The sequence below is a fragment of the Caldanaerobius polysaccharolyticus DSM 13641 genome, assembly GCF_000427425.1.
Taxonomy (GTDB): domain Bacteria; phylum Bacillota; class Thermoanaerobacteria; order Thermoanaerobacterales; family Caldanaerobiaceae; genus Caldanaerobius; species Caldanaerobius polysaccharolyticus.
In genome coordinates this window covers 1,049,672-1,071,729 of the sequence record NZ_KE386494.1, presented here as the reverse complement: position 1 = coordinate 1,071,729, position 22,058 = coordinate 1,049,672, and the positions used below count along the sequence as shown (strand labels likewise).

Sequence of the window (22,058 nt, the reverse complement as noted above, 5' to 3'; positions counted from 1 at the left end):
TGCTTTAAGCTGGTAAGTACTAATAGGTCGAGGCCTTGACCTTATACCCACCCCCCTTTATCCTGGCAAGGTTAAGAGCATCTGGAAAACAGGTGCTTTTTTTATTTTGGTAAACAAATATGTCTGACATGTCGGACGATAGAGATAGTCATACGTGTATTTGGCCTTTTTATTCCTGTTGTCTGTGTCACACGCTAAAAAAAAATATGACATTTTAATCTTCAATGCAGGAAAATTAAAACATTTGTAGAACATTATGTATATAAAGTATAAATCTTAAAAATGGAGGGTGTAAGAGGATGAAATTGATAGGCGTGGACATAGGCAACGATAGCGTAAAGGTAAAGACAAAAGACAGTGAATTCAATATAATGAACCTGGTGTCAGCGGGTTACAACAGGAGGGTATTTGGCCAAGAAGCGGGTCATCTAATAAATTTATTGGATGTTTCAATTGAAAGCAAAGGGCGGCAAATGGGAAGGTATTTTGTAGGGGGACTGGCCTTTAAAGAGAATAGAGGGGATATGATAGAAAAGAGCAGGGGAGAAACCAAAGCGGAAAGCGATATAACGTACATAATGGTTCTTACATCATTGGCGTACTCTCTGTACGACGAAAATAACCCGGTTAAAAAAGAATACGTGACGTTAGGTGCAGGACTTCCTACAGAAGAGTATTTTAACGATAGGTTGCAGGATTTATTTAAATCGCGGCTAAAAGGCACTCATAAAGTGACTTTTCATAGCCCTAATTTCAATGGAGCTCAGATAACGCTGGTAATAGACAGGGTTGAGATAATACCCGAGGGAACCAGTGCTGCCCTTAGCATCCTTTACGATGAAAAAGGTCATTTTAAAGAAAAGTACGAGCACCTGAGGGATAAGCTCATATTGATAATCGATATAGGTAGCCTTACTGTGGACGTGTCTACGATGGAAAATGGGACATTTGTCGGCAAAGGCTTTTTCGGTATAAACAAAGGCATTGCAGATCCGCTGAACAGCATTCTCCTGGATTTAAAGAACAACTACGGTTATGAGACCAGCAGGCATAAATTAGATTATTTTTTGCGTAGGTATGGCGTTATAGAATTTGGGGGAAATAAGATACAGCTTGCGGAGATGGCTGAAAAGCACTTTGAGGATTTCACTCGCGTTATGGCTAATCAAATATACAAGGAACTGGATATGCGAGGCATAAATATAAGCGATGTGTATACCACCTTTATCGTAGGAGGCGGGGCTATTACATTGAGGAATTATCTGGACAAATACCTCCACTTTTCTAGATTAGAATTTGCGGAAAATCCATTGATGGCCAATGCGGAAGGTTATCTCAAAAGCATATCATTTTTAACGGCTTCGGGAGAAGATGAGAAAAAGGAAGTGTTTGAAGAAGAAGCGGCTATTTCAAAACAAGGATAATCTGTGGTAAAGGCCATTTGCGTCACAGGGGTTGCTGTAGATGGGTAAGAAAAACAATATAAAAATAGGAGATAGGTTGTCAATAAGAATAACCGCAGATGTTGATAAATTGGCTTTGGATTGGCTAAATAAACAGGAAAACAGGAGCAAAAGCGTATTAAATCTGATTACTGCCTTTGCTCATTTAGAGAAATACGGTAGACCTGAATTGGTTCAGTTGCTTTTTAACTCCCTTTTGTCTGACTCGGAGAGTAATGAAAATAAGGCTGTTTTCTTCCATAAAGAGAATATATCGTCGGACAGGTCCGACAAATCCGTCGGAGATGAACTTTACGATGAAGTGTTTGGCGTCGCTATGAAAGATAAGACAATTCAAAAAGACAGGAAGGGAAATGATTTGTTTAACGCTATTAAGAGCATAATCAAGTAGAAAATTTTTATTTAAATCTATTTTTTGATATGTTATAATAACTTCTGTCTATAGAGTTCTAAGAAATTTTATTTTAGGGTGAAAAAGATGGAAAAGGTTGTTACACTAGAAGTAATAAAGGGAGAAACGGGTGATACGATAAAGTATCCGGAAGGAACTATCATCACAGCTGATGCAAAGTCATGGGCGAAAAATAATTTTAAAACGGTATATGTCGGTGGGGAATGTGTTGTAAACCCCGAGGAAGGCAGAAAAGATGAAGACCATGTGGTTATCTCTGTTGTAGGAAGGGATAAGATAGGCATAATAGCATCGGTAGCGAGAATGCTTGCTGATTGCAATGTCAACATATTGGACATAAACCAGACTCTCATCAACGGGCTTTTTACCATGATAATGGTTGTTGACGTAAGTTTGTGCTCTAAGGATTTCAATCAACTGAAAAAAGATTTAAGTCAATTAGGCGAGAAAATAGGGGTTAAAATTGACGCCCAAAAGCAAGCTATTTTCAATTACATGCAGAGAATATAGGTGATAAAATGGCTATTGCATTTCAGGAGATTACGGAAACCATAAGGATGGTACAGGCCGAGAATTTGGATATAAGGACTATTACGCTGGGTATAAATTTAAATGATTGCAGAAAAAGCGATCCTCGAGCTACCGCCGAGGCTGTGTACGATAAAATAACCAGGCTTGCTGAGAATCTGGTAAAGGTTGCAGAGGACCTGGAGAGCGAGTACGGTATCCCTATTGTTAACAAAAGGGTATCTGTTACGCCTATCTCTATAATAGGAGATGGATTTGATTTAGAAGGCTTTAAAGCCATAGCTGAGGCCATGGACAGGGCTTCTCAGGAGATAGGTGTGAACTTTATTGGAGGCTATTCGGCACTGGTGCACAAAGGGTTCACCAGCGGTGATATAACCCTTATAAGATCCATTCCTGAAGTTTTGTCTGAGACCGAGAGGGTATGTTCCTCTGTGAATGTGGCCACTTCCAGATCTGGTATCAATATGGACGCAGTTTTGATCATGGGTAACATCATCAAGGAAACGGCTGCTCTCACCGCAGATAAGGACGGCATTGGCTGTGCGAAGCTGGTTGTATTTGCTAATGCCCCGGAGGACAATCCTTTCATGGCTGGGTCGTTTCATGGGATTGGAGAGCCTGAGAGCACGGTAAACGTGGGCATTAGCGGACCCGGTGTGGTACATCGGGTGGTGGAAAGGTTAGGGCCTGATGCGGATTTTGGAGAATTGGCGGAGGCTATAAAAAAGACTGCGTTTAAGATAACGAGGGCCGGAGAACTCATAGGAAGAATAGCTGCCCAAAGGCTTGAGAGTCACTTTGGCATTATAGATTTGTCTTTGGCTCCTACTCCAGCCAGGGGGGATAGCATAGCAAATATACTTGAGGCTATGGGGCTGGAGCGATGTGGAGCACCAGGGACTACAGCAGCGCTGGCTCTGTTAAATGACGCTGTGAAAAAAGGCGGGGTTATGGCTACATCGTATGTAGGTGGTCTAAGCGGTGCCTTTATACCTGTCAGTGAAGACGCGGGAATGATTGACGCTGTGAGCGCAGGGGCACTTAAAATAGAAAAATTGGAAGCCATGACGTGTGTTTGCTCTGTGGGGCTGGATATGATAGCAATACCTGGAGACACCTCACCTTATACTATAGCTGGCATTATAGCTGACGAAATGGCTATAGGGGTTGTAAATAAAAAGACTACAGCGGTCAGGGTTATACCTGTGCCCGGTAAAAAAGTAGGTGAATGGGTTGAATTTGGCGGTCTTTTAGGTAAAGCGCCGGTTATGGAAGTAAGCGAGTTTTCGCCAGAGGTGTTTGTGAAAAGGGGTGGGAGGATTCCTGCACCTATTCACAGCTTGAATAATTGATCAAAATATTAAAAAGGAGATGTGTTTTATGAGCAGGTTGCCATTGGGACTTCAATTGTATACTTTAAGGGATGTTATGCCAGCAGATTTTGTGGGCACGCTGAAAAAAGTCGCTGAAATGGGCTATGATGGTGTGGAATTTGCAGGATATGGAGATCTCACGGCTGAAGAATTAAAAAGGCATTTGAATAACTTTGGGCTTACGTCGGCTGGATCTCACGTAAGTTTTAATGCTCTGGACAATGACCTGAATGGGGTAATTGAGTACAACAAGGTGATAGGCAGCAGGTACATAACGTGTCCTTACTTGCAGCTTGACGAAATTAAAGATATGGAGGAGTTTAAAAGGCTTGCTGATAAAGTCAACGCAATAGGCAAAAAGCTGACCGAAAACGGATTTGTTTTTTGTTACCATAACCACGCCCACGAGTTCAAGAGGATAGGCGAAAAATACGCATTAGACATATTTTTTGAGTTGACAGACCCGCAGTATGTAAAAGCGGAGATAGACACGTATTGGGTTAAAAAAGGCGGTGAAGATCCTGTGGCTTACGTAAAAAAGTACGCTGGTAGGTTGCCGATAATCCACCTGAAAGACCTGGATGAAAAAACAGGTAAAGATACCGAGATTTTAAACGGCACAATTAACTTTAGGGATATATTCAATGCCGCTGGAGAATTGGGAATTGAGTGGTATATCGTGGAACAGGAGGATTTTGAAAAGTCGCCATTGGAGAGCGCGCAAATCAGCTGCAAAAACCTCAGCGCTGCAGGAGTAGGTATAAAGAACGCCAGATGACAAAAGCGCCGTGTCAGCGGCGCTTTTTTACGTTTTAAATGACGGTATAAGGCCTGCTTTTTGCATGGTTTTAACGAGTATCACTATAGCTGGCCCCATAAACAATCCGATAAAACCCATAAACTTAAGTCCTAGATACATGCTCAACAGCGTGACAAGAGGGTGAAGTCCTATGCTGCTGCCTACGATATGGGGTTCCATTAACTGCCTTAAGATTATTATTATCGCGTACAGTATTATCAGGTATATTCCTACCTTTACATTTTTGTATATAAATATCACTATAAGAGCCCATGGAATTAAGACAGAACCGCTTCCTATAATAGGAAGGGCATCTACAACGCTCACGATTAACCCCATTAAAAACGCGTAATCAAATCCTATGATCAGTAAACCGATGGAACACTCAATGAATGTCAAAAGGATTATGGTCAACTCTGCTCTTAAAAACCCAAATAGCGTTTTAAACAGGTCTGTTTTTATGTTGTGGGTGTTTGCAGCCCACTTTTTAGGTATTTGCTTTAATAAAAAAGGCACTATAATGTTTTTGTCTTTACTCATGAAAAAAGTGGCGATTAATGTGATCATGGATATCATAAACATATGAGGGATATTGCTAAATAGGTTTATCGTATAGTTTATACTGGCTTTTGCTATCCCGTACAATGTGTTGACCACATTGCCTATATTGCTTTGAATAATGTCGGTGACGTTTTTAGGCAATCCTGCGTAAAGATCCTGGATATTTAAGATCATGGTGTTTAAGTCCTTGCTGGCTGAGTTAAAGTATGCAGGAAGTATCCCCAGCAACCGCTGAAGTTCTGATATTATCTGGGTTGTGGCTATGGCGATTAAAAACAGGATAAACCCGAATATAGATAGCATGGTTACGGCTACTGCGAGTCCACGGGGTATTTTTAATTTCTTTTCCAGGAATTCCACTGCAGGATCGATGACGATGGCGAGAATCGCGGCGACTATGAAAGGCAATAGAGCGGGCAATAGTTTAAACAAAATCAGGTATGTGACAAATGCGATGATAACGTAAACCATATATCTATGATATAGCTGTGTGTATTTGTCTTTGTCCATTGAAACACTCCTTTTGCGTAGGATATTTTTATTATACCAAAAGCAGCGCTTTATTTCGAGATGAATATTGACAAAAATTATGTTTATGATATTATATAGTTTAAGTTGATACGGTTAAATGCGATGAAGGAAAGAAGTAGATACAGCGCGGTTTAAGAGAGCCTGTGGTCGGTGCGAACAGGTGCTGGCTGTATTGAAGTCCGTTCTGGAGCATTTGCGCTGAATCTAGTAGGTGCAAACGGAGAGTTCCGTTATGCGTAAAGAGGGCTTAGCTGATGTTAAGCCAATTAGGGTGGCAACGCGGGAGATCTCGTCCCTTAGTGGGTGAGATCTTTTTTAATTGAAAATCAGATAAACTAAGGCAGGAGGGATGTTAGGTGCTGGATATAAAGAGGATAAGAAACAATCCCGATGAGCTGAGGGAGGCGCTTATCAAAAGAGGTGAGGGGACGGAAAAGCTGGATCGATTTTTGGAATTGGATCAAAAGAGAAGAGAACTGTTGTACGACGTGGAAAATCTGAAGAAGTTGAGAAATGACGAATCTGAAGAAATAGCGCGGTTGAAAAAAGAAGGTAAAAGCGCTGATGAAAAGATTAAAGAGATGAAAGAGGTATCCCAAAGGATAAAGGAAATGGAAGGGCAGCTAAATGAGGTGGAGGCTGAGCTCAACGACCTTCTTCTCAATATACCCAATATACCCCATGAGAGTGTCCCTGTGGGTAGGAGCGAAGAGGACAACGTGGAAGTAAGGCGGTGGGGTGAGCCTACGGCTTTTGACTTTGACCCAAAGCCCCATTGGGAAATAGGCGAAAGGTTGGGGATATTAGATTTTCCCACTGCGTCTAAGGTTACGGGATCTAGGTTTGTATTTTATAAGGGATTGGGTGCCAGATTAGAGCGAAGCTTGATAAACTTTATGTTGGACCTCCATACCACCAAGCACGGCTATACAGAGGTATTTCCGCCTTTTATGGTGCACAGAAACAGCATGATAGGTACGGGACAGCTTCCTAAATTTGAGGATGATGCCTTTAAGGTGGTGGGTACTGATTACTTTTTGATACCTACCGCAGAAGTTCCTGTAACCAATATGTACAGGGAGAGTATAATAGATGGAGATAAGCTTCCTATATACCATGTGGCATATAGTGCGTGTTTTAGGGCTGAGGCAGGAGCCGCGGGGAAGGACACCAGGGGACTTATAAGGCAGCATCAGTTTAACAAAGTAGAGCTGGTAAAATTCGTGAAGCCTGAAAACTCTTACGAGGAGCTGGAAAAGCTGGTGGCTGATGCGGAGGAAGTCCTTCAGTTGCTGAAAATTCCGTACAGGGTGGTAGCAATCAGTACCGCTGACCTGGGGTTTACTGCGGCAAAAAAATACGATCTGGAAGTATGGATGCCCAGTTATGGCAGGTACGTAGAAATATCCTCATGCAGCAATTTTGAAGACTTTCAGGCCAGGAGAGCAGAGATCAGGTACAGGCCTTCTCCAAAGGCAAAGCCGGAATACGTTCATACCCTCAACGGTTCGGGAGTGGCTATAGGGAGGACAGTGGCAGCTATTTTGGAGAATTATCAGAGGGCAGATGGTTCTGTAGAAATACCTGAAGTGCTTCACGGCTATATGGGAGGGGTAAAAGAGATAAGGTAGAATATTGACATGTAATATAAGATGTGATATACTGTATAGTGCCGTGGACGGAGAGGTGTCCGAGCGGTTTAAGGAGCTAGTCTTGAAAACTAGTGACCCGAAAGGGCCGTGGGTTCGAATCCCACCCTCTCCGCCAGTGAAAATTAAAAACGAGGAGAAGTACCCAAGTTGGTGAAGGGGCGGTCCTGCTAAGACTGTAGGTCGGGGATAACCCGGCGCGAGGGTTCAAGTCCCTCCTTCTCCGCCACATAAGATCCGATTGGAGGATCTTTTTTTATTAAATATCATGAGAGGAAGATATTATGATCAGCGGAAGAAAATTGCTAGTGTCTTCTGTTATAGCCCTTTTTGTGGTGCTGGTATTTTTGATTTTGTCCCTTTCTGGCCTAATAATTGATTACCAGTGGTTTAAAGAACTGGGATATACGAAGGTATTCTTTACGAGGTATATCGCCGAGTTAAAAATCGGCGTACCTGTATTTATCGTTGTATTCCTGGTGGTGTTTTCCTACCTGCAAAAGGTCAAAAGGGACTTTATAAGGTTTAGCACTGATTATAACAATGGAAACGAGTTTAAAGGGTACAATTTTGCCATTGTCGTAGCTTCTTTCATCATTTCCCTTATATCATCGGTAAGCCTGGCAAACAGCCTTTGGAGCAAAGCTTTGTCCTATTTTAACGCTGTGGATTTTAATTTATATGATCCACTGTTTCATAAGGACATAAGCCTTTACATGTTCAAGTTGCCCTTTATACAGGGTGTCCTGGGCTTTGTAACAGCCTTGCTGGTCGTTCTAGCTATTATAACCGCGCTGTTGTATGCCATTATGTACATGTCTGATAGTACTCGCTTTTACAGGCTTTCTGATGATGACTCTGTACTTGAAGCTTATTCAAATAAAGATATCCTTAATATACTCATCGCTAGGATCGCTATATTCGGCTTTTTGCTTTTCGTGCTATTTGCTCTAAGGTATTACTTAAAGGCGTTTGACCTGGTTTACTCACCGAGGGGAATAGTGTTTGGGGCTGGTTATACGGATGTCCATGTGACACTTGTTGCTTACAGGGTTTTAATGATAGTATCGGTTTTAGCCGGCATATTGTTTTTAGTCGGAGCTTTGAGGAGAAGCCTTAAGATAATTGCCATAGGGCCTGTAACGATGGTAGCTGTAATCGTTGTGTCTGGCGTAATCGCCGCAATTGTCCAGCAGCTTGTGGTGTCGCCTAATGAGCTGACCAAGGAGATGCCTTATATAAGATACAATATTCAGTATACACAAAAAGGATTTGGAATAGATAAAGTAAAGAGGATAGAATTTAATTATAAAGAGAATTTAACGGCAAAATCTTTAGGAGACAACGTGGATACCATTGAAAATATAAGGATCAACGACTATAGGCCTGTTAATCAGGTTTACAATCAGCTGCAAGGTATAAGGCTTTATTACAAATTTAACGATATCGATATAGACAGGTATGATATTTCCGGGAAATACACCCAGGTGTTTTTGTCTGCCAGAGAGATGTCTATTCCCGATCTCACGGATCATGCTAAGACATGGATAAATAAACACCTTAAATACACCCACGGCTACGGCGTGGTTATGTCCCCTGTAAACAAGGTAAATTCCCAGGGACAGCCTGTACTTACCATTAAAAACATACCGCCGGTCAGCGATAATAGCATAAAAATAACAAGGCCTGAGATATATTTTGGGGAGTTGACTGACGATTACGCTATAACCAACACGGCTTTAAAAGAATTTGACTACCCGTCAGGTGCGGATAATGTGGAGTCGGTGTATAAAGGTAAGGCGGGAATACCTATGAACTTTTTCAACAGATTGTTGTTTGCGTTTAACTACGGTGACATAAAGCTTCTGGTGTCAAGCGAGATTAAGCCTACCAGTAAAATACTGATTTACAGGAATATAATGCAGAGAGTGGAGAAAATAGCGCCTTTTTTGACTTATGATCAGGACCCGTATATCGTCATAGACAGCGGAAAACTGTATTGGATCATTGATGCGTTTACCACCAGCAATGATTATCCGTATTCTCAGCCTTATCAGTTGCCTGATGGGAGATGGGTGAACTATATAAGGAACTCCATTAAAGTGGTGGTAGATGCCTATAATGGCACAGTGGATTACTACATCGTGGATAAAAGCGATCCTGTGGCCATGGTGTACAGGAATATATTTCCCGAGCTCTTTAAAGACGGTTCAAAGATGCCGGAAGGTTTGAAAAAACACATAAGGTATCCTCAGGATCTTTTTGACTTGCAAGCAGAAATTTATAAAAATTATCACATGTCAAATCCCACGGTATTTTACAACAGAGAGGACTCTTACGACATCGCTAAAGAAAAATATTACGATAGAACCCAGCCTGAAGAATCCCAGTATATGATAGCTAGATTGCCAGGAATGAGAGATGAAGAGTATTTGTTGACAATACCCTTTACCCCCGCGCAAAAGGACAATCTTGTGGCGTATATGGTGGCCAGGATGGATGGAGCAAATTACGGAAAGCTGGAAGCGTATGTTATGCCTAAGAGCACCACCATTTACGGCCCTATGCAGATAGAAGCCAAGATAGACAACGATCCTGATATTTCTAAAGAGCTTAGCTTGTGGAATCAGAAGGGGTCTGAAGTATTAAGAGGTAACACACTGGTTATTCCCGTAGAGGACTCCATACTGTACGTAGAACCTCTTTATATAAAATCAGATGCTAAAGAAAGTATTCCCGAGGTAAAGAGGATTATAGTGGCCTATGACAATAAAATAGTGATGGAGGATACACTAGATGCTGCACTTAACAAGGTATTCAATATAAACCCATCTGTGCCTCAAACAGCAGTTCAGGCTCCTCAGGGGAATTTGCAGGACTTGATCAAGCAGGCTAATGACCTCTACCAAAAAGCAGATAACGCCATAAAACAAGGGGATTGGACTTCCTATGGCAATTATATAAAACAACTAGGAGATATACTCAAGGTTATGAATAAACAGCCTAAATGAAATGAATTTTTGGGTAATGAGGTGAAAAAATGGAAGCAATAAATACAGGTTTGGATAAAGCTGTTTTTAAAAAGATAATGTCTATCAATGAAAGGATGAGTTTTCAGAATTATATTGGCATTAAAACAAAGGAAGTGGGAAAAAATTATGCCATATTGCAGTTGACATTTGGCGAAGACCACGCCAATACAGCGGGAATTGCTCACGGTGGGGTTACTGCCACGCTTTTAGATGCGGCGATGGGTATGGCCGCTTTTACTACTGGTAAGGACGTAGTTACGCTGGAGATGAAAATAAATTTTGTAGCACCGGGCAAAATAGGAAGTACAGTGACAGCTGAAGGTAGGGTATTGCACAATGGGAATAGGACCGTTGTCACGGAGGGAAGGATAATCAGCGAAAGCGGTGAGGTGTTAGCTTTGGCCACGGGCACTTATTTTGCCGTGGGATAAGAGAGATCGATGGTGGTATTATGGGGTATAAGATAAAAAAACTTAAAGGCTATATTGCAGGGACTATCTTATTTGTGGGCGTTTTCACCTTTTTTGCCATGCGGTATGGGCACAGTCTGGCCCTTCTGGCGTCAAATCCGGAGAAGTTCAGGTTGTGGATTGAAGGATATGGCAGCAAGGGATTTCTGGTTTACATCGCCGTTCAGATAGTTCAGGTGGTGGTTTTTGTCATACCAGGGGAAGTCATACAGATAGCTGGCGGGTATGTTTATGGAGCGATGATGGGTTCGATTTTGTCGGTAGTGGGCATCACGCTGGGATCTGTTATATGCTTTGAGATAGCCAGGGTTTTAGGTTACAGTGCATTAAAAAAAGTGATCTCTCCTGAGAGGTTATCTAAGCTCAAGGATTTTATAAATAATCCCAAAGGGGAGATCGCGCTTTTTTTGCTGTTTCTCATCCCGGGTATGCCTAAAGACGCGTTGTCCTATGTAGCAGGTGTTACCCCTATATCATTTTGGAAGTATTTGTTTATTACCTTACTGGCGCGTTTGCCTGGCATTGTGTTTTCATCGTATATAGGCGCCAGCATGTACGAAAGAAATTTTCTTGTGGTCGCATTGCTGTCCGCGATAGCTGTGCTGCTTTTTATCGCAGGGGCGTTAAAAAAAGACTATATAATGAAGCGCATTGGAAAATTTGCTCCTTTAGAGCGCTTCGGCGATAAGGATAAATGATTTATCGCTGTCAAAAGGGCTTTTGTCAAACCCGCCATAAAAGGTGGCGTTTCCAAAACCGGCTTTGGACAGAAGGTGTTTTAGTGTTTCACTTTGGATGGGCAATAGCTTTATGGTGTTTTCAAATGTGCGGTTGCCCACGGTTAAATTGGTTATAAAGTCCACATACCCTTTTTGGTCTATATGATATTTTCTTATAAATACCAGATCCTTTTCCGGATTAGTGATAACAGGCAAGCTCTCAATGTGGTGTTTTAGCACCCTGTCAAAGTTGATGATCTGAAGAAGTAATTTTCCGTTTTCTTTTAAGACCCTGCGGAATTCTTTAAGCGCTTTTAAAACACTCATCTCATCGTTTAAATGGACCAATGAATTTCCCATGCACATTACACCATCAAAACTCTTTTCGCCTATATGCGAAAGATCTGTCATATCCCCTACGCGAAAATCAATTATCAGGTTTTGTTCAGCGGTTTTTTTTAATGCGATGTCTATCATGTCAGGGCTTAAATCAATGCCCGCCATGTTGTAACCTCTTTTTGCCAGCTCAATAGTATATGTGCCTGAACCGCAAGCCACATCCAGAACTTTGAATCCTGAGCTAAAGACGCTTTGTACCAATTTTATCTGGCTTTCTTGTACAGGGAAGATGTCGTCGTAGTATTTGCTGATCTCTTCATAAAAACCCATATAATGACCGCCTTTCCCAATTGTTTTTTTTTATTTTATCATAAAAGGCTCATGTTGACGCAGGAAATATATGTGATAAAATGAAATATATACATTAATACATTAAAAATTATAGAAATGGGGATGAAGTATGAAAAAATATGGCTTTAACTTCCAATGGATGTATGTATGGGAGGAGGGAAGAGAACCCCAGCCTCCTGATAAAAAAGCGTTGGATTTTTTAGTGGAGACGGGATTTAACTTTGTCAGAATACCCGTTGATTATAGATTTTGGACGAGAAATTTTGATTACTTTAACCCTGATGAAAAAGTTTTTGAGCATATCGATTTATACCTTATGGAATGCAGCGCTAGGAACATTCACATGTGTTTGAATTTGCACAGGGCTCCTGGTTATTGCATAAACCGCAACGATATAGAGCGCGACAACTTGTGGCTGGATAAAAGAGCGCAAGACGGCTTTGTATACCAGTGGGAGCTTTTTGCAAAGCGGTACAAAGGAGTTCCTAGCAAGTTTTTGAGCTTTGATCTCGTAAATGAACCTCCTAATATCGGCCAATACGGCTTGACAAGAGAAAACCATGCTTCTCTTATAATTCGTACGGTAGAAGCCATACGCAAAATAGATCCTGACCGCGAAATAGTGATAGACGGTTTGGGAGGTGGAAATATCGCCATGCCAGAGCTGGCCCATTTAGGTGTTGTGCACAGCGGCAGAGGTTATCAACCTATGGCTTTGACTCATTATCAGGCTAGCTGGTGGGATGGCCACAAAGGTTTACCCCAACCCGATTATCCTGATTTATTGTGGGAAGGTAAAGTATGGAACAAGGATACGTTACGAGAGTACTATAAACCATGGCGTGATTTGCAGCAAAAAGGAGTTAATGTGCACATAGGGGAATTTGGATGCTTTAATAAGACCTCTAACGATGTGGCTATTAGGTGGTTTGAAGATGTGTTGAGCCTGTATAAGGAGTTTGAATGGGGATATTCCCTGTGGAATTTTAAAGGGCCTTTTGGGATTGTAGAGCATGGCCGTCCAGGTGCCAAATATGAATATTATCGCGGTTTCAAAGTAGATAGAGAATTGCTGGATTTGCTTGTGGAGAATAGAGTATGAGTTACAAGTAAGGTATTCGTAACCTATAGAAAAGGTTTTATTTTAAAGTGCCGTAATCTAAAAATAGGGCGAAAATAAGCGGATAATAGATGAAATTATACAAAATATACATATTGAAACGGTATATTTTCAAATATAGTATGGAAAACTATTGACTTTATATTTAAGTTACACTATAATGTAAGTGTAAGTGAAAAGCGTTTATTTGTAAAGGTTAAATCATCAAAAAGGCAGGTTTTAAAAGTGGGCAGAGTGAGATTGGAGGATATCGCGGCCGTAGTTGGCGTTTCAAAGAATACGGTATCAAAGGCACTGCGAGGCGCGGGCGGTGTTAGCGCTGAGATGAGGGAGAAGATACGTGAGACTGCTCTCAAGATGGGATACAGGAGAGTCAGAGATCTGGATAAAGAGGTTGAGAATATCACTGTGCTGTGCCGCGAAAGCTTCTTTGGCGAGCCCACTTTCTGGTCAAGTATATTGTACGGCATAGAGAATTCCGCAAGGAATAGAAATATAAAGCTGAGCGTAACCGCTGTGGATGCAGAGGATGAGGAAAACCTTAATATACCTTATGCTATAAATAAAGAGACGACAAACGGTATTATAATCGTGGGGACTTTAAACGACGGATTTATAAAGAAAATTAAGGCATTGGGTATCCCCATTGTGGTAATTGACCATTACAGCGAAGAGATCCAATGTGATTACATCAATTCGGCTAACAAAAAAGGCATATACGAAGCTTTAAAATACCTTTATAAAAGTGGACACAGGAAAATAGGTTTTATCGGCAACAATGAATGGGCCTACAGTTTTAGAGAGAGATATGAATCCTTTATTTATTACGCGAAAAAATTTAATATTGAAGTAGATGAAGACTATATATGGCTAGATATCAGTTTGAAGAGGACGGATTTTATCGAAGATATGGATTATTTTAAGAGAAAGATCAAATACAGTGAAAAATTTCCCAGTGCGTGGATATGTTCCAATGACAAGATAGCCCTCGCTTTTATAAAAAACCTTATGGATTTAGGGATAAGTGTACCTGATAAGGTGTCGGTTATAGGTTTTGACGACATAGAGATAGCGAGGATTTCCCATCCCAGGTTGACTACTTTGAACGTACCTAAACAGGCAATGGGAGAGAGGGCTGTAAGCCAGCTGCTTTTTAGGATTTCCAATGAGGACAAGCCCTATGAGTTTATAGAACTGAACACCAGCTTGATTGTAAGGGATTCGACAAAAGGGGTTTTTTAACCCTTTGCATTATCTGAAGAGGAGGTGATTGGCATAAAAAAAGAGGCAAATACATATCTTACAGGCCCGTTGTGATATGTATTTGCACAGGAACAGCAAATAAATAGACATTTGTTGAGGTTTAAGTCTATTATGTTGGAAGGAGTGAAAAATAATGTCAAAGATTTTCCTCAAAGGGAAAGCGATAATCGCTATGTTGTTGGTTATCGCGGTGTTAGCGTTTGCTGGTTGCAGCGGTTCTTCTACCAAAAATAGTAGCACAAATGGGAATAAAAAGCAAGTCGTATTAACCCTGTGGTATCCATGGGCTGGACCTGATGGGGATGCGGTTGTGAGCTTGGCTAAGGAATATTCTAAAACCCATCCCAACGTACAGATAAAGGCCCAGATGGTAAGCGGTGCTGGAATTGCGGCTACTCAGGGAGGTGGGCAGGGTAAATTCCTGTCAGCTGTAGCAGCAGGCAATCCCCCGGATTTAGTGCTTTACTGGGGACAGGATGCGTTGCCGGGTCTTGCAGACCAGGGCGCTATAATACCTCTTGACGATTACCTTAAGGATGTTGACACGTCGAAGTTCTTTGAAGCTGCTTATAATGCCATGAAGTACAATGGTAAAATATATGGCCTTCCTGAGATGGTAAACGTCAGGGTGCTTTTCTGGAACAAAGATCTTTTCAAACAAGCAGGACTAGATCCTAATACGCCTCCCAAGACTATAGCTGAGTTGGACCAGATGGCGGCAAAACTGACCAAGACTAAAAACGGCGCGATTGAGCAGATGGGATTTATACCGTGGATAGGACAAGGTGTACCGCACGTTATGGCAGGGGTTTTTGGTACAAGCCTTGTTGATTCCAATGGCAATCCGATTCTTTCACCAGATAAAAATCCTCAGCTTTTGAATCTTTTGAAATGGGAAGTCAGTTACAGCGATAAGTACGGCGCTATGAATATAAACAAGTTTATAGCTGGCATGAGCCAAAACTCATCGCAGGCCAATGACCCGTTTATTTTGGGTAAGGTGGCTATGATGATTAGCGGAGAATGGCAGATAAATGCCAATAAACAGTACAATCCAAAGCTTAACTTTGGCGTTGGGCCTATACCTCAGGCGCCAGGTGGCAAGCCTATGCCCTCGCTGATGGACGGGAATACCTGGATGATACCAAAGGGATCCAAACACCCGCAAGAAGCTATGGACTTTATAAAGTGGACGATGGATCCTCAGAGGATAGCTAATACGGCAGACAAGGTGTATAATATCGCTCCTATAGTTGAGGCTGCCAAGATGCAAAAGCTGAATAATGATCCTTATTTCAAAGAGGTATTAAACGTTGCACAAAAAGGATCAATTTACTATACACCTGCGGCTAAAGGAATGCTTTCTACAGAGACAGCTGCAAACAATGCATTCCAGGCAGCTCAGTACAAGAAGTCTACGCCAGAACAGGCGCTGAAAAACGCCCAGGCGGAGGCTGAGAAGAGCTTATCACAGTGATTGGTAAATCAAATTGGGAGATAACATCTCCCAATTTGATTTGATACAAAGAAAGGTGGTGTGGGCGCGATGAAAAGAGGTAAAAAAATGAGCCTGGAGAGAGAGGAAGCTATTAAAGGTGTACTTTTTATTTCGCCGTGGATAATAGGTTTTTTGGTATTCACATTGTACCCCTTTATATCGTCCTTCTACTACAGCTTTACCAGGTTCGGCGGTATAGGTACCCCTGTATTTATAGGTTTAAAAAACTATGTAAATTTGTTTCACGATAAGCTGTTTTACCTCTCTTTATACAATACCCTTTACTATACGGTTATTGCGGTGCCTTTGGGGGTTGTTCTGGGCATAGCGGTGGCATTGCTGCTTAATCAGAAGATAAGGGGATTGTCTTTCTTCAGGACGATAATATATATGCCGTATATGGTGCCGACAGTGGCATCTGCCATATTGTGGATGTGGATACTGGATCCCCAATTTGGACTTATAAATTCACTTCTGGCATCTATAGGGATAAAAGGGCCAGGATGGCTAGCAGATCCTGCATGGTCAAAAATGTCGCTTATAATAATGGCCCAGTGGGGAATGGGGCAGGCAGTGGTCATTTACCTGTCTGGTTTGAGAAATGTTCCTACGGAATTGTACGAGTCTGCTGATATAGACGGCGCAAATATATTCCAGAAATTTTTCCACGTGACGTTGCCGATGATGAGCCCCGTTATACTGTACAACGTAATATTGGGCGTAATAAATTCGCTGCAGTATTTTACTCAGGCTTATATAATGACCAGTGGAGGACCTGTGAATTCTACGTTGTTTTATTCGCTGTATCTTTTCAGAGAAAGCTTCATGAACTACCACATGGGATACGCCTCTGCTATGGCGTGGATTCTGCTGGTGATAATAGCAGCATGTGTCTACCTTTTGTTTAAGACATCTGCGAAATACGTGTACTACAGCGGAGAATAGGGGGTGAAGTGATAGTGAAAAAGAGCACAATGGACTTGATAGGGAGAATAATAGTATACGCTTTATTAATCGTGGTGAGCGTACTCTTTTTACTGCCCTTTTTATGGATGGTTTCTACGGCGTTAAAACCGATAGATAAGATATTCACAATACCCCCCCAATTTATACCTCAAACTTTTATGTGGCAAAACTTTACTGACGCTATAAACGCCATACCCTTTTGGACGTATTTGAGCAATACACTAATATACGCGGTATTTTCGATGTTGGGAACGGTACTGTCCAGTACGGTAATTGCCTATGGTTTTTCAAGGCTTAGATGGAAAGGCAGAGATACGGTATTCTTTATAGTGCTGATGACCATGATGCTGCCGTATCAGGTTACGATGATACCCCTGTTTATAATTTTCAAGAACCTGGGATTTGTTAACACACTGTTGCCGTTAATAGTGCCATCATTTTTCGGCGTACCCTTCTACATCTTCCTTATAAGGCAGTTTATGATGTCTATACCCAAGGAGATGTCAGAAGCGGCTAGGATAGATGGGGCATCAGAGTGGGGAATACTTTGGAGAATAATAGTTCCCATAACAAAACCTGCGCTGTGGACTGTTGCCATATTTCAGATGATAGCAGCATGGCAGGATTTCCTGGGTCCGTTAATTTACCTATCGGATGAATCAAAGTATACGATGAGCCTTGGGCTACAGCAGTTCCAGACAGCTCATGGAGCTATATGGAATCAGTTAATGGCAGTGTCTTTGATTATGACGATTCCCATGATTGTCTTATTCTTTATAACGCAAAAAGCGTTGCTGGAGGGGTTGACGCTAACCGGCAGTATAAAGGCATGATGAAACAATTTTTGTAGGAAGGAGCGACGATGTATGAGCAAACAGTTAATAGTCGGGGAGGCATTACCCAATATACCGTGGCAGGATAGGCCAGCAGGGTGTAATGACGTAGTGTGGCGCTACCAGCAAAACCCGGTGATACCCAGAGACCTTATACCTTCATCCAACAGCATTTTTAACAGCGCTGTGGTACCCTTTAATGGAGAATTCGCAGGTGTGTTCAGATGCGACACAAAAAGCCGCCAGATGGAGATACACAGCGGAAGGAGCAAGGACGGCCTTAACTGGGAGATAGACCATGAACGTATAAAATTTATATGCGACGATGAAGAGGTAAGCAGGTTTGTTTACGCCTACGATCCCAGGGTTTGCAAGATAGAGGACAGGTATTACATCACGTGGTGCAACGGATACCATGGCTATCCCACTATAGGCGTTGCGTATACCTACGATTTTAAAGAATTCTACCAGATGGAAAACGCCTTTTTGCCCTTTAACAGGAATGGTGTGCTGTTTCCGCGTAAGATAAAGGGCAAGTACGCGATGTTGAGCCGGCCTAGCGACAACGGGCATACGCCTTTTGGCGATATATTCTACAGCGAGAGCCCGGATATGGTGCACTGGGGGCACCACAGGCACGTGATGTCGCCCAACAAGCCGTGGGAGAGCACCAAGATAGGAGCAGGTCCTGTGCCTATAGAGACGACGGAAGGCTGGTTGCTGTTCTACCATGGGGTTTTGACATCGTGCAACGGGTTTGTGTACAGCTTTGGAGCCGCTTTACTGGACTTAGATGAGCCGTGGAAGGTGATATACAGGGCATCGGATTACCTGCTGTCACCGCAAAAGCTGTACGAGTGCGTAGGGGATGTGCCCAATGTGGTATTTCCCACAGCGGCGTTGTACGATGCGCCCACGGGAAGGATAGCGATCTACTACGGAGCTGCGGATACGGTTACATGTCTTGCCTTTGCCAAGGTGGACGAAGTGATAGACTTTATAAAGTCCAATAGTTAAAGCTGCGTTAAAAAGATAAGGCGGCGTTATGATGCCGCCTTATCTTTAATTTTTTTTGCCCAAATGATAAAATTATAAAAGGCATAAGCGATCTTTTAAAAAGGAGATGAGTGTTGACATGAGGATCGGCGTTATAAGCGATACCCATGGAGATTACATATCTTGGGAAAAAGCGTGGAATTTTTTAAAAGATACGGATTTGATTTTTCACGCTGGAGATGTGTTGTACCATGGACCCCGCAACCCTCTTCCTCCTGGATATGACCCCAAAAAGCTCTCCAGCGCGTTAAATTCCTGCAGTGTTCCTCTTCTGGTGGCTCAGGGAAACTGTGATGCAGATGTAGATCAGATGGTACTCGATATACCTATGCAAACACCCTATGTGTTTACCATGATTCAGGGAAAGAGGTTTATGGTTCAACATGGACATACCATTTCTGATGAGGATATGCATAAATTAATTGGCAGGTACAGATTGGATTTTTTCATAACAGGACATACCCATATTCCCATTTTAAAGAAAATCGGCGGTTGCGTGGTGATCAATCCCGGATCTACGTCACTCAGCAAGAGAGAGGACAAGGTCAATTCGATAGGGCTTATTGAAGACGGGGTTGCTAGAATAGTAGATTTAGAATCAGGAAAGGACATCATGTCGTTGGACTTAAAATAAGCTCACATCCTCAAAACCTATGTTGAATATTTAAATAGGTTGTGTTATACTATAAAAGGATGTGAGGCGCCAGTAGCTCAGTTGGATAGAGTATCTGACTACGAATCAGGTGGTCGGGGGTTCGAATCCCTCCTGGCGCACTGGAATTTCTATGAATAAAGGCACCCGAGGATGGGTGCCTTTATTGTTTATGGCATCATAAAATTACCCGGTGCTTTATATACATTGCAGAAGTTAATTGTGTTTAATCAGAAATAGGATCCTCAATTAGGGTAGCAAAGGTAAAATTGTGGAAGTGATTATTATCAACAGTAGTTTTTCCTTCAACAAAGTGTACGTGTTTATCATCGCCGACATCAATAGCAGGGCCAGTTATTACGCCTATCTCATGATGATGATCCTCATAGAAGTCAGTGCTTACCAATATTGCATGGACGTGACTAGAACCCTTTGGTATAACTTGGCTGGTAACACCTGCAAAGCGATGGTTGTGCTCTTCTTCTTCCTCTTCTGCAGCTAACTTTGTGCTACCTAGAAACTCATGGTTATGGGTTTGACCTTCACCTTTTTTATCATAATAATCAAAATACTTTTTAATTTCTTCGATAGATAAATCCATATAATTCAACCTCCAAGAATTAATTTTTAGAGTGATAATATTATATGTTTAGATAAAAACATAAGTGCAAAAAGGGCATTAAAAAAGGCACCACGGTTAAAGCCGAAGTGCCTTCTGCTATGGAGACAATTATTTTTGAACGCTCGGCCTAAACATATCTAATGTTCCGAGAACTACATGGGCTAAACCGAAACCAGTTATACCGGCGCCTATTGTTCCACCTGTCATATACCCTATTGCTGTAACAACTGCGCCGATACCAGCTACTACCCAGCTTGTAGTTTTTCCGTTCATGAGAATCGCCTCCTGTGTTATTATTCGCATGACATGAATGTTTTATAAGAGAAAAATTGAAGGCGATTTGCCGCTATATTAAACAAAGCCCCGCTGTCAGCGGGGCTTTTTGTCTTAAATCCTGAAAATCTTGTCTAATTTCTTTTCGATGTCTTTGATCTCATCCTTTATTTTGAACAAGAGTTTGAATATGAGTTTGAAAATAAAGTCAGGGTCATCGTCTTTAAACAGTGTTTGCAGTTCGTTTTCTACGTCGTTTAAATCCCTGCTGTCGCTCTCAAAAGAGTCGATGAGTTCATCAATTTTTTGAGCGAGCTCTTTTTCTTTCACTTTTTTCACCTCCAATGGCTTTCTGATATTAAGTTTATGAAAACTTCCCTGGAGGTGTGACTGTTCTATTTTATATTTTAGTAAAGTCCTCTTGAGAAACCCATGAGCCGGTGATACAATGGGGCTAAAAGTATGAAAGGATAATTGGCTATGGGAAATGTGGTGCTGTATTTGATAGGCGTGTTTTTTGCAATAGGTGGATTAGATTACGCCATAGGATCTCCTCTAGGACTGGGCAAAAAGTTTGAAGAAGGGATCAAGGCAATGGGAGCGGTGGGCCTTGGTATGATAGGTATTTACTCCATATCGCCTGCTATATCCCAAGTTCTATTAATAGCGATAACTCCTGTATCTAAGGTCTTTGGCGTAGATCCTTCTGCGATTGCCGCTAGTTTTTTAGCAGTGGATATGGGTGGATATCAGATAGCCCGAAGCTTAGCTTTTGATGAGAAAATGGGGCTGTTTTCTGGTGTTGTGGTGGCTTCCAATCTGGGTGCAGCCATAAGCTTTTCTATACCCGTAGCTATGGGGATGATATCCAGAGATGAGCAGAGGTATTTTTCTAAGGGCGTGATGATAGGAGTAATAGCGATACCAATAGGTTGTTTTGCCGCCGGATTGTGGTATGGCTTAAATCCCCTTAAACTGCTGAAGGATATGCTGCCTATACTGGTTATTTCAGCTTTTATAGGAATAGGGTTATCGCTGATACCTGATGTTTTGCTGGGCTGCTTTGATGCCTTTGGAAAGGTGATAATAGGATTAAGTACTGCAGGGCTGCTAGCACAAGGAGGTTATTCTGTTTTTGGTATCAACCTGGGTTTTGAAGTTATTCCGCTGCAACAAGTTATGTCTGTGGTGGGGAAAATCGCCTTTATACTGGGCGGTGCGTACCCAATGCTGGCTGTGCTGGAAAAGTTTTTTGGCAGTTTTTTAAAAAAGATAGGAAATAGATACGGCATTGACAGCTCCTCTGTTATCAGCTTGCTGGGTAATCTCGCTACTAATTTACTGGTATTTGGCAATTTTAAAAATATGAATGCCAAGGGGAAAGTAGTATGTTCAGCTTTTGCCATAAGCGGTGCTTTTGTGTTTGGTGGCCAGATGGGGTTTGTGTCAAGTGTAGCGCCGAGTATGCTGGTACCGTTTATGGTGTCCAAATTTGTGGCAGGGCTATTTGGGCTTATGCTGGCGCTACGGCTATGGGACAGATAG

General features: G+C 41.9%; 22 protein-coding genes, 3 tRNA genes and 1 other annotated feature. Of the genes, 20 read left to right on the top strand and 5 right to left on the bottom strand.

Features of this window, described 5'->3' with window-relative positions; genetic code table 11:
• Positions 1–299 precede the first annotated feature (299 nt).
• The 5 genes from CALPO_RS0106135 (at position 300) to CALPO_RS13395 (ending at position 4,557) form a co-directional block, all read left to right on the top strand.
• Positions 300–1,424 carry a ParM/StbA family protein gene (locus CALPO_RS0106135; protein WP_026486544.1) on the top strand — a complete coding sequence of 375 codons (1,125 nt, stop codon included), beginning with the start codon at positions 300–302 and terminating at the stop codon, positions 1,422–1,424.
• A gap of 40 nt (positions 1,425–1,464) precedes the next feature.
• Entirely contained in the window at positions 1,465–1,854 is a 390-nt protein-coding gene (locus tag CALPO_RS0106130; protein WP_026486543.1) for a hypothetical protein, read from the top strand.
• 87 nt (positions 1,855–1,941) lie between these two features.
• Entirely contained in the window at positions 1,942–2,385 is a 444-nt protein-coding gene (locus CALPO_RS15335; protein WP_084295186.1) for an ACT domain-containing protein, read from the top strand.
• Positions 2,386–2,393: 8 nt separating this feature from the next.
• The gene (locus tag CALPO_RS0106120; RefSeq protein WP_026486541.1) at positions 2,394–3,758 is read left to right on the top strand and encodes a PFL family protein; all 1,365 of its coding nucleotides are present in this window, start codon (positions 2,394–2,396) and stop codon (positions 3,756–3,758) included.
• A 28-nt stretch (positions 3,759–3,786) separates the two neighbouring features.
• Positions 3,787–4,557: a sugar phosphate isomerase/epimerase family protein gene (locus CALPO_RS13395; protein ID WP_051585859.1), complete on the top strand. Its 771-nt coding sequence runs from the start codon at positions 3,787–3,789 to the stop codon at positions 4,555–4,557.
• Positions 4,558–4,584: 27 nt separating this feature from the next.
• Here the strand turns inward: CALPO_RS13395 and ytvI are convergent, their stop codons facing one another.
• Positions 4,585–5,649 carry a sporulation integral membrane protein YtvI gene (ytvI, locus tag CALPO_RS0106110; RefSeq protein WP_026486540.1) on the bottom strand — a complete coding sequence of 355 codons (1,065 nt, stop codon included), beginning with the start codon at positions 5,647–5,649 and terminating at the stop codon, positions 4,585–4,587.
• A gap of 114 nt (positions 5,650–5,763) precedes the next feature.
• Positions 5,764–5,970: a binding site (T-box leader), on the top strand.
• Positions 5,971–6,026: 56 nt separating this feature from the next.
• On the opposite strand from ytvI, the gene serS reads away from it, so the two are divergent.
• The 6 genes from serS (at position 6,027) to CALPO_RS13390 (ending at position 11,519) form a co-directional block, all read left to right on the top strand.
• Positions 6,027–7,301: a serine--tRNA ligase gene (gene serS / locus CALPO_RS0106105; protein WP_026486539.1), complete on the top strand. Its 1,275-nt coding sequence runs from the start codon at positions 6,027–6,029 to the stop codon at positions 7,299–7,301.
• Positions 7,302–7,350: 49 nt separating this feature from the next.
• Positions 7,351–7,437: transfer RNA gene (locus CALPO_RS0106100), tRNA-Ser, on the top strand.
• Positions 7,438–7,454: 17 nt separating this feature from the next.
• A tRNA-Ser gene (locus CALPO_RS0106095) sits at positions 7,455–7,548 on the top strand.
• A gap of 55 nt (positions 7,549–7,603) precedes the next feature.
• Positions 7,604–10,330 carry a UPF0182 family membrane protein gene (locus CALPO_RS0106090; protein WP_026486538.1) on the top strand — a complete coding sequence of 909 codons (2,727 nt, stop codon included), beginning with the start codon at positions 7,604–7,606 and terminating at the stop codon, positions 10,328–10,330.
• A gap of 29 nt (positions 10,331–10,359) precedes the next feature.
• The gene (locus tag CALPO_RS0106085; RefSeq protein WP_026486537.1) at positions 10,360–10,782 is read left to right on the top strand and encodes a PaaI family thioesterase; all 423 of its coding nucleotides are present in this window, start codon (positions 10,360–10,362) and stop codon (positions 10,780–10,782) included.
• Positions 10,783–10,802: 20 nt separating this feature from the next.
• Complete coding sequence (locus tag CALPO_RS13390) at positions 10,803–11,519, top strand: TVP38/TMEM64 family protein (protein WP_051585858.1); 717 nt, start codon at positions 10,803–10,805, stop codon at positions 11,517–11,519.
• Here CALPO_RS13390 and CALPO_RS0106075 read toward each other — a convergent pair.
• Positions 11,490–12,209: a class I SAM-dependent methyltransferase gene (locus CALPO_RS0106075; protein WP_026486536.1), complete on the bottom strand. Its 720-nt coding sequence runs from the start codon at positions 12,207–12,209 to the stop codon at positions 11,490–11,492. The genes CALPO_RS13390 and CALPO_RS0106075 overlap by 30 nt on opposite strands.
• A gap of 130 nt (positions 12,210–12,339) precedes the next feature.
• Between CALPO_RS0106075 and CALPO_RS0106070 the strand changes: the two genes are divergently transcribed.
• From CALPO_RS0106070 to CALPO_RS0106035, 8 genes are all read left to right on the top strand, one after another.
• A complete protein-coding gene (locus CALPO_RS0106070; protein WP_026486535.1) occupies positions 12,340–13,332 on the top strand; it encodes a glycoside hydrolase family 5 protein in 993 nt (330 codons plus the stop codon).
• Positions 13,333–13,575: 243 nt separating this feature from the next.
• Positions 13,576–14,592, top strand: a complete 1,017-nt coding sequence (locus CALPO_RS0106065; RefSeq protein ID WP_026486534.1) for a LacI family DNA-binding transcriptional regulator — start codon at positions 13,576–13,578, stop codon at positions 14,590–14,592.
• Positions 14,593–14,746: 154 nt separating this feature from the next.
• Positions 14,747–16,090 carry an ABC transporter substrate-binding protein gene (locus CALPO_RS0106060; RefSeq protein WP_026486533.1) on the top strand — a complete coding sequence of 448 codons (1,344 nt, stop codon included), beginning with the start codon at positions 14,747–14,749 and terminating at the stop codon, positions 16,088–16,090.
• Positions 16,091–16,177: 87 nt separating this feature from the next.
• The gene (locus CALPO_RS0106055; RefSeq protein ID WP_084295216.1) at positions 16,178–17,056 is read left to right on the top strand and encodes a carbohydrate ABC transporter permease; all 879 of its coding nucleotides are present in this window, start codon (positions 16,178–16,180) and stop codon (positions 17,054–17,056) included.
• A 14-nt stretch (positions 17,057–17,070) separates the two neighbouring features.
• On the top strand, positions 17,071–17,910 hold the full coding sequence (locus CALPO_RS0106050; protein ID WP_245589896.1) for a carbohydrate ABC transporter permease: 840 nt from the start codon (positions 17,071–17,073) through the stop codon (positions 17,908–17,910).
• 33 nt (positions 17,911–17,943) lie between these two features.
• A complete protein-coding gene (locus tag CALPO_RS0106045; RefSeq protein ID WP_026486530.1) occupies positions 17,944–18,927 on the top strand; it encodes a glycoside hydrolase family 130 protein in 984 nt (327 codons plus the stop codon).
• 118 nt (positions 18,928–19,045) lie between these two features.
• On the top strand, positions 19,046–19,600 hold the full coding sequence (gene yfcE, locus CALPO_RS0106040; protein WP_026486529.1) for a phosphodiesterase: 555 nt from the start codon (positions 19,046–19,048) through the stop codon (positions 19,598–19,600).
• Between the two features lie 66 nt (positions 19,601–19,666).
• A tRNA-Arg gene (locus CALPO_RS0106035) sits at positions 19,667–19,740 on the top strand.
• A 104-nt stretch (positions 19,741–19,844) separates the two neighbouring features.
• Here CALPO_RS0106035 and CALPO_RS0106030 read toward each other — a convergent pair.
• The 3 genes from CALPO_RS0106030 to CALPO_RS0106020 form a co-directional block, all read right to left on the bottom strand.
• Positions 19,845–20,219: a YmaF family protein gene (locus tag CALPO_RS0106030; protein WP_026486528.1), complete on the bottom strand. Its 375-nt coding sequence runs from the start codon at positions 20,217–20,219 to the stop codon at positions 19,845–19,847.
• A 129-nt stretch (positions 20,220–20,348) separates the two neighbouring features.
• Complete coding sequence (locus tag CALPO_RS14750) at positions 20,349–20,513, bottom strand: hypothetical protein (protein WP_169736185.1); 165 nt, start codon at positions 20,511–20,513, stop codon at positions 20,349–20,351.
• Positions 20,514–20,627: 114 nt separating this feature from the next.
• Positions 20,628–20,843: a hypothetical protein gene (locus CALPO_RS0106020; RefSeq protein WP_026486527.1), complete on the bottom strand. Its 216-nt coding sequence runs from the start codon at positions 20,841–20,843 to the stop codon at positions 20,628–20,630.
• Positions 20,844–20,993: 150 nt separating this feature from the next.
• Here CALPO_RS0106020 and eutH point away from each other — a divergent pair, with 150 nt between their 5' ends.
• A complete protein-coding gene (gene eutH / locus CALPO_RS0106015) occupies positions 20,994–22,058 on the top strand; it encodes an ethanolamine utilization protein EutH (protein ID WP_026486526.1) in 1,065 nt (354 codons plus the stop codon).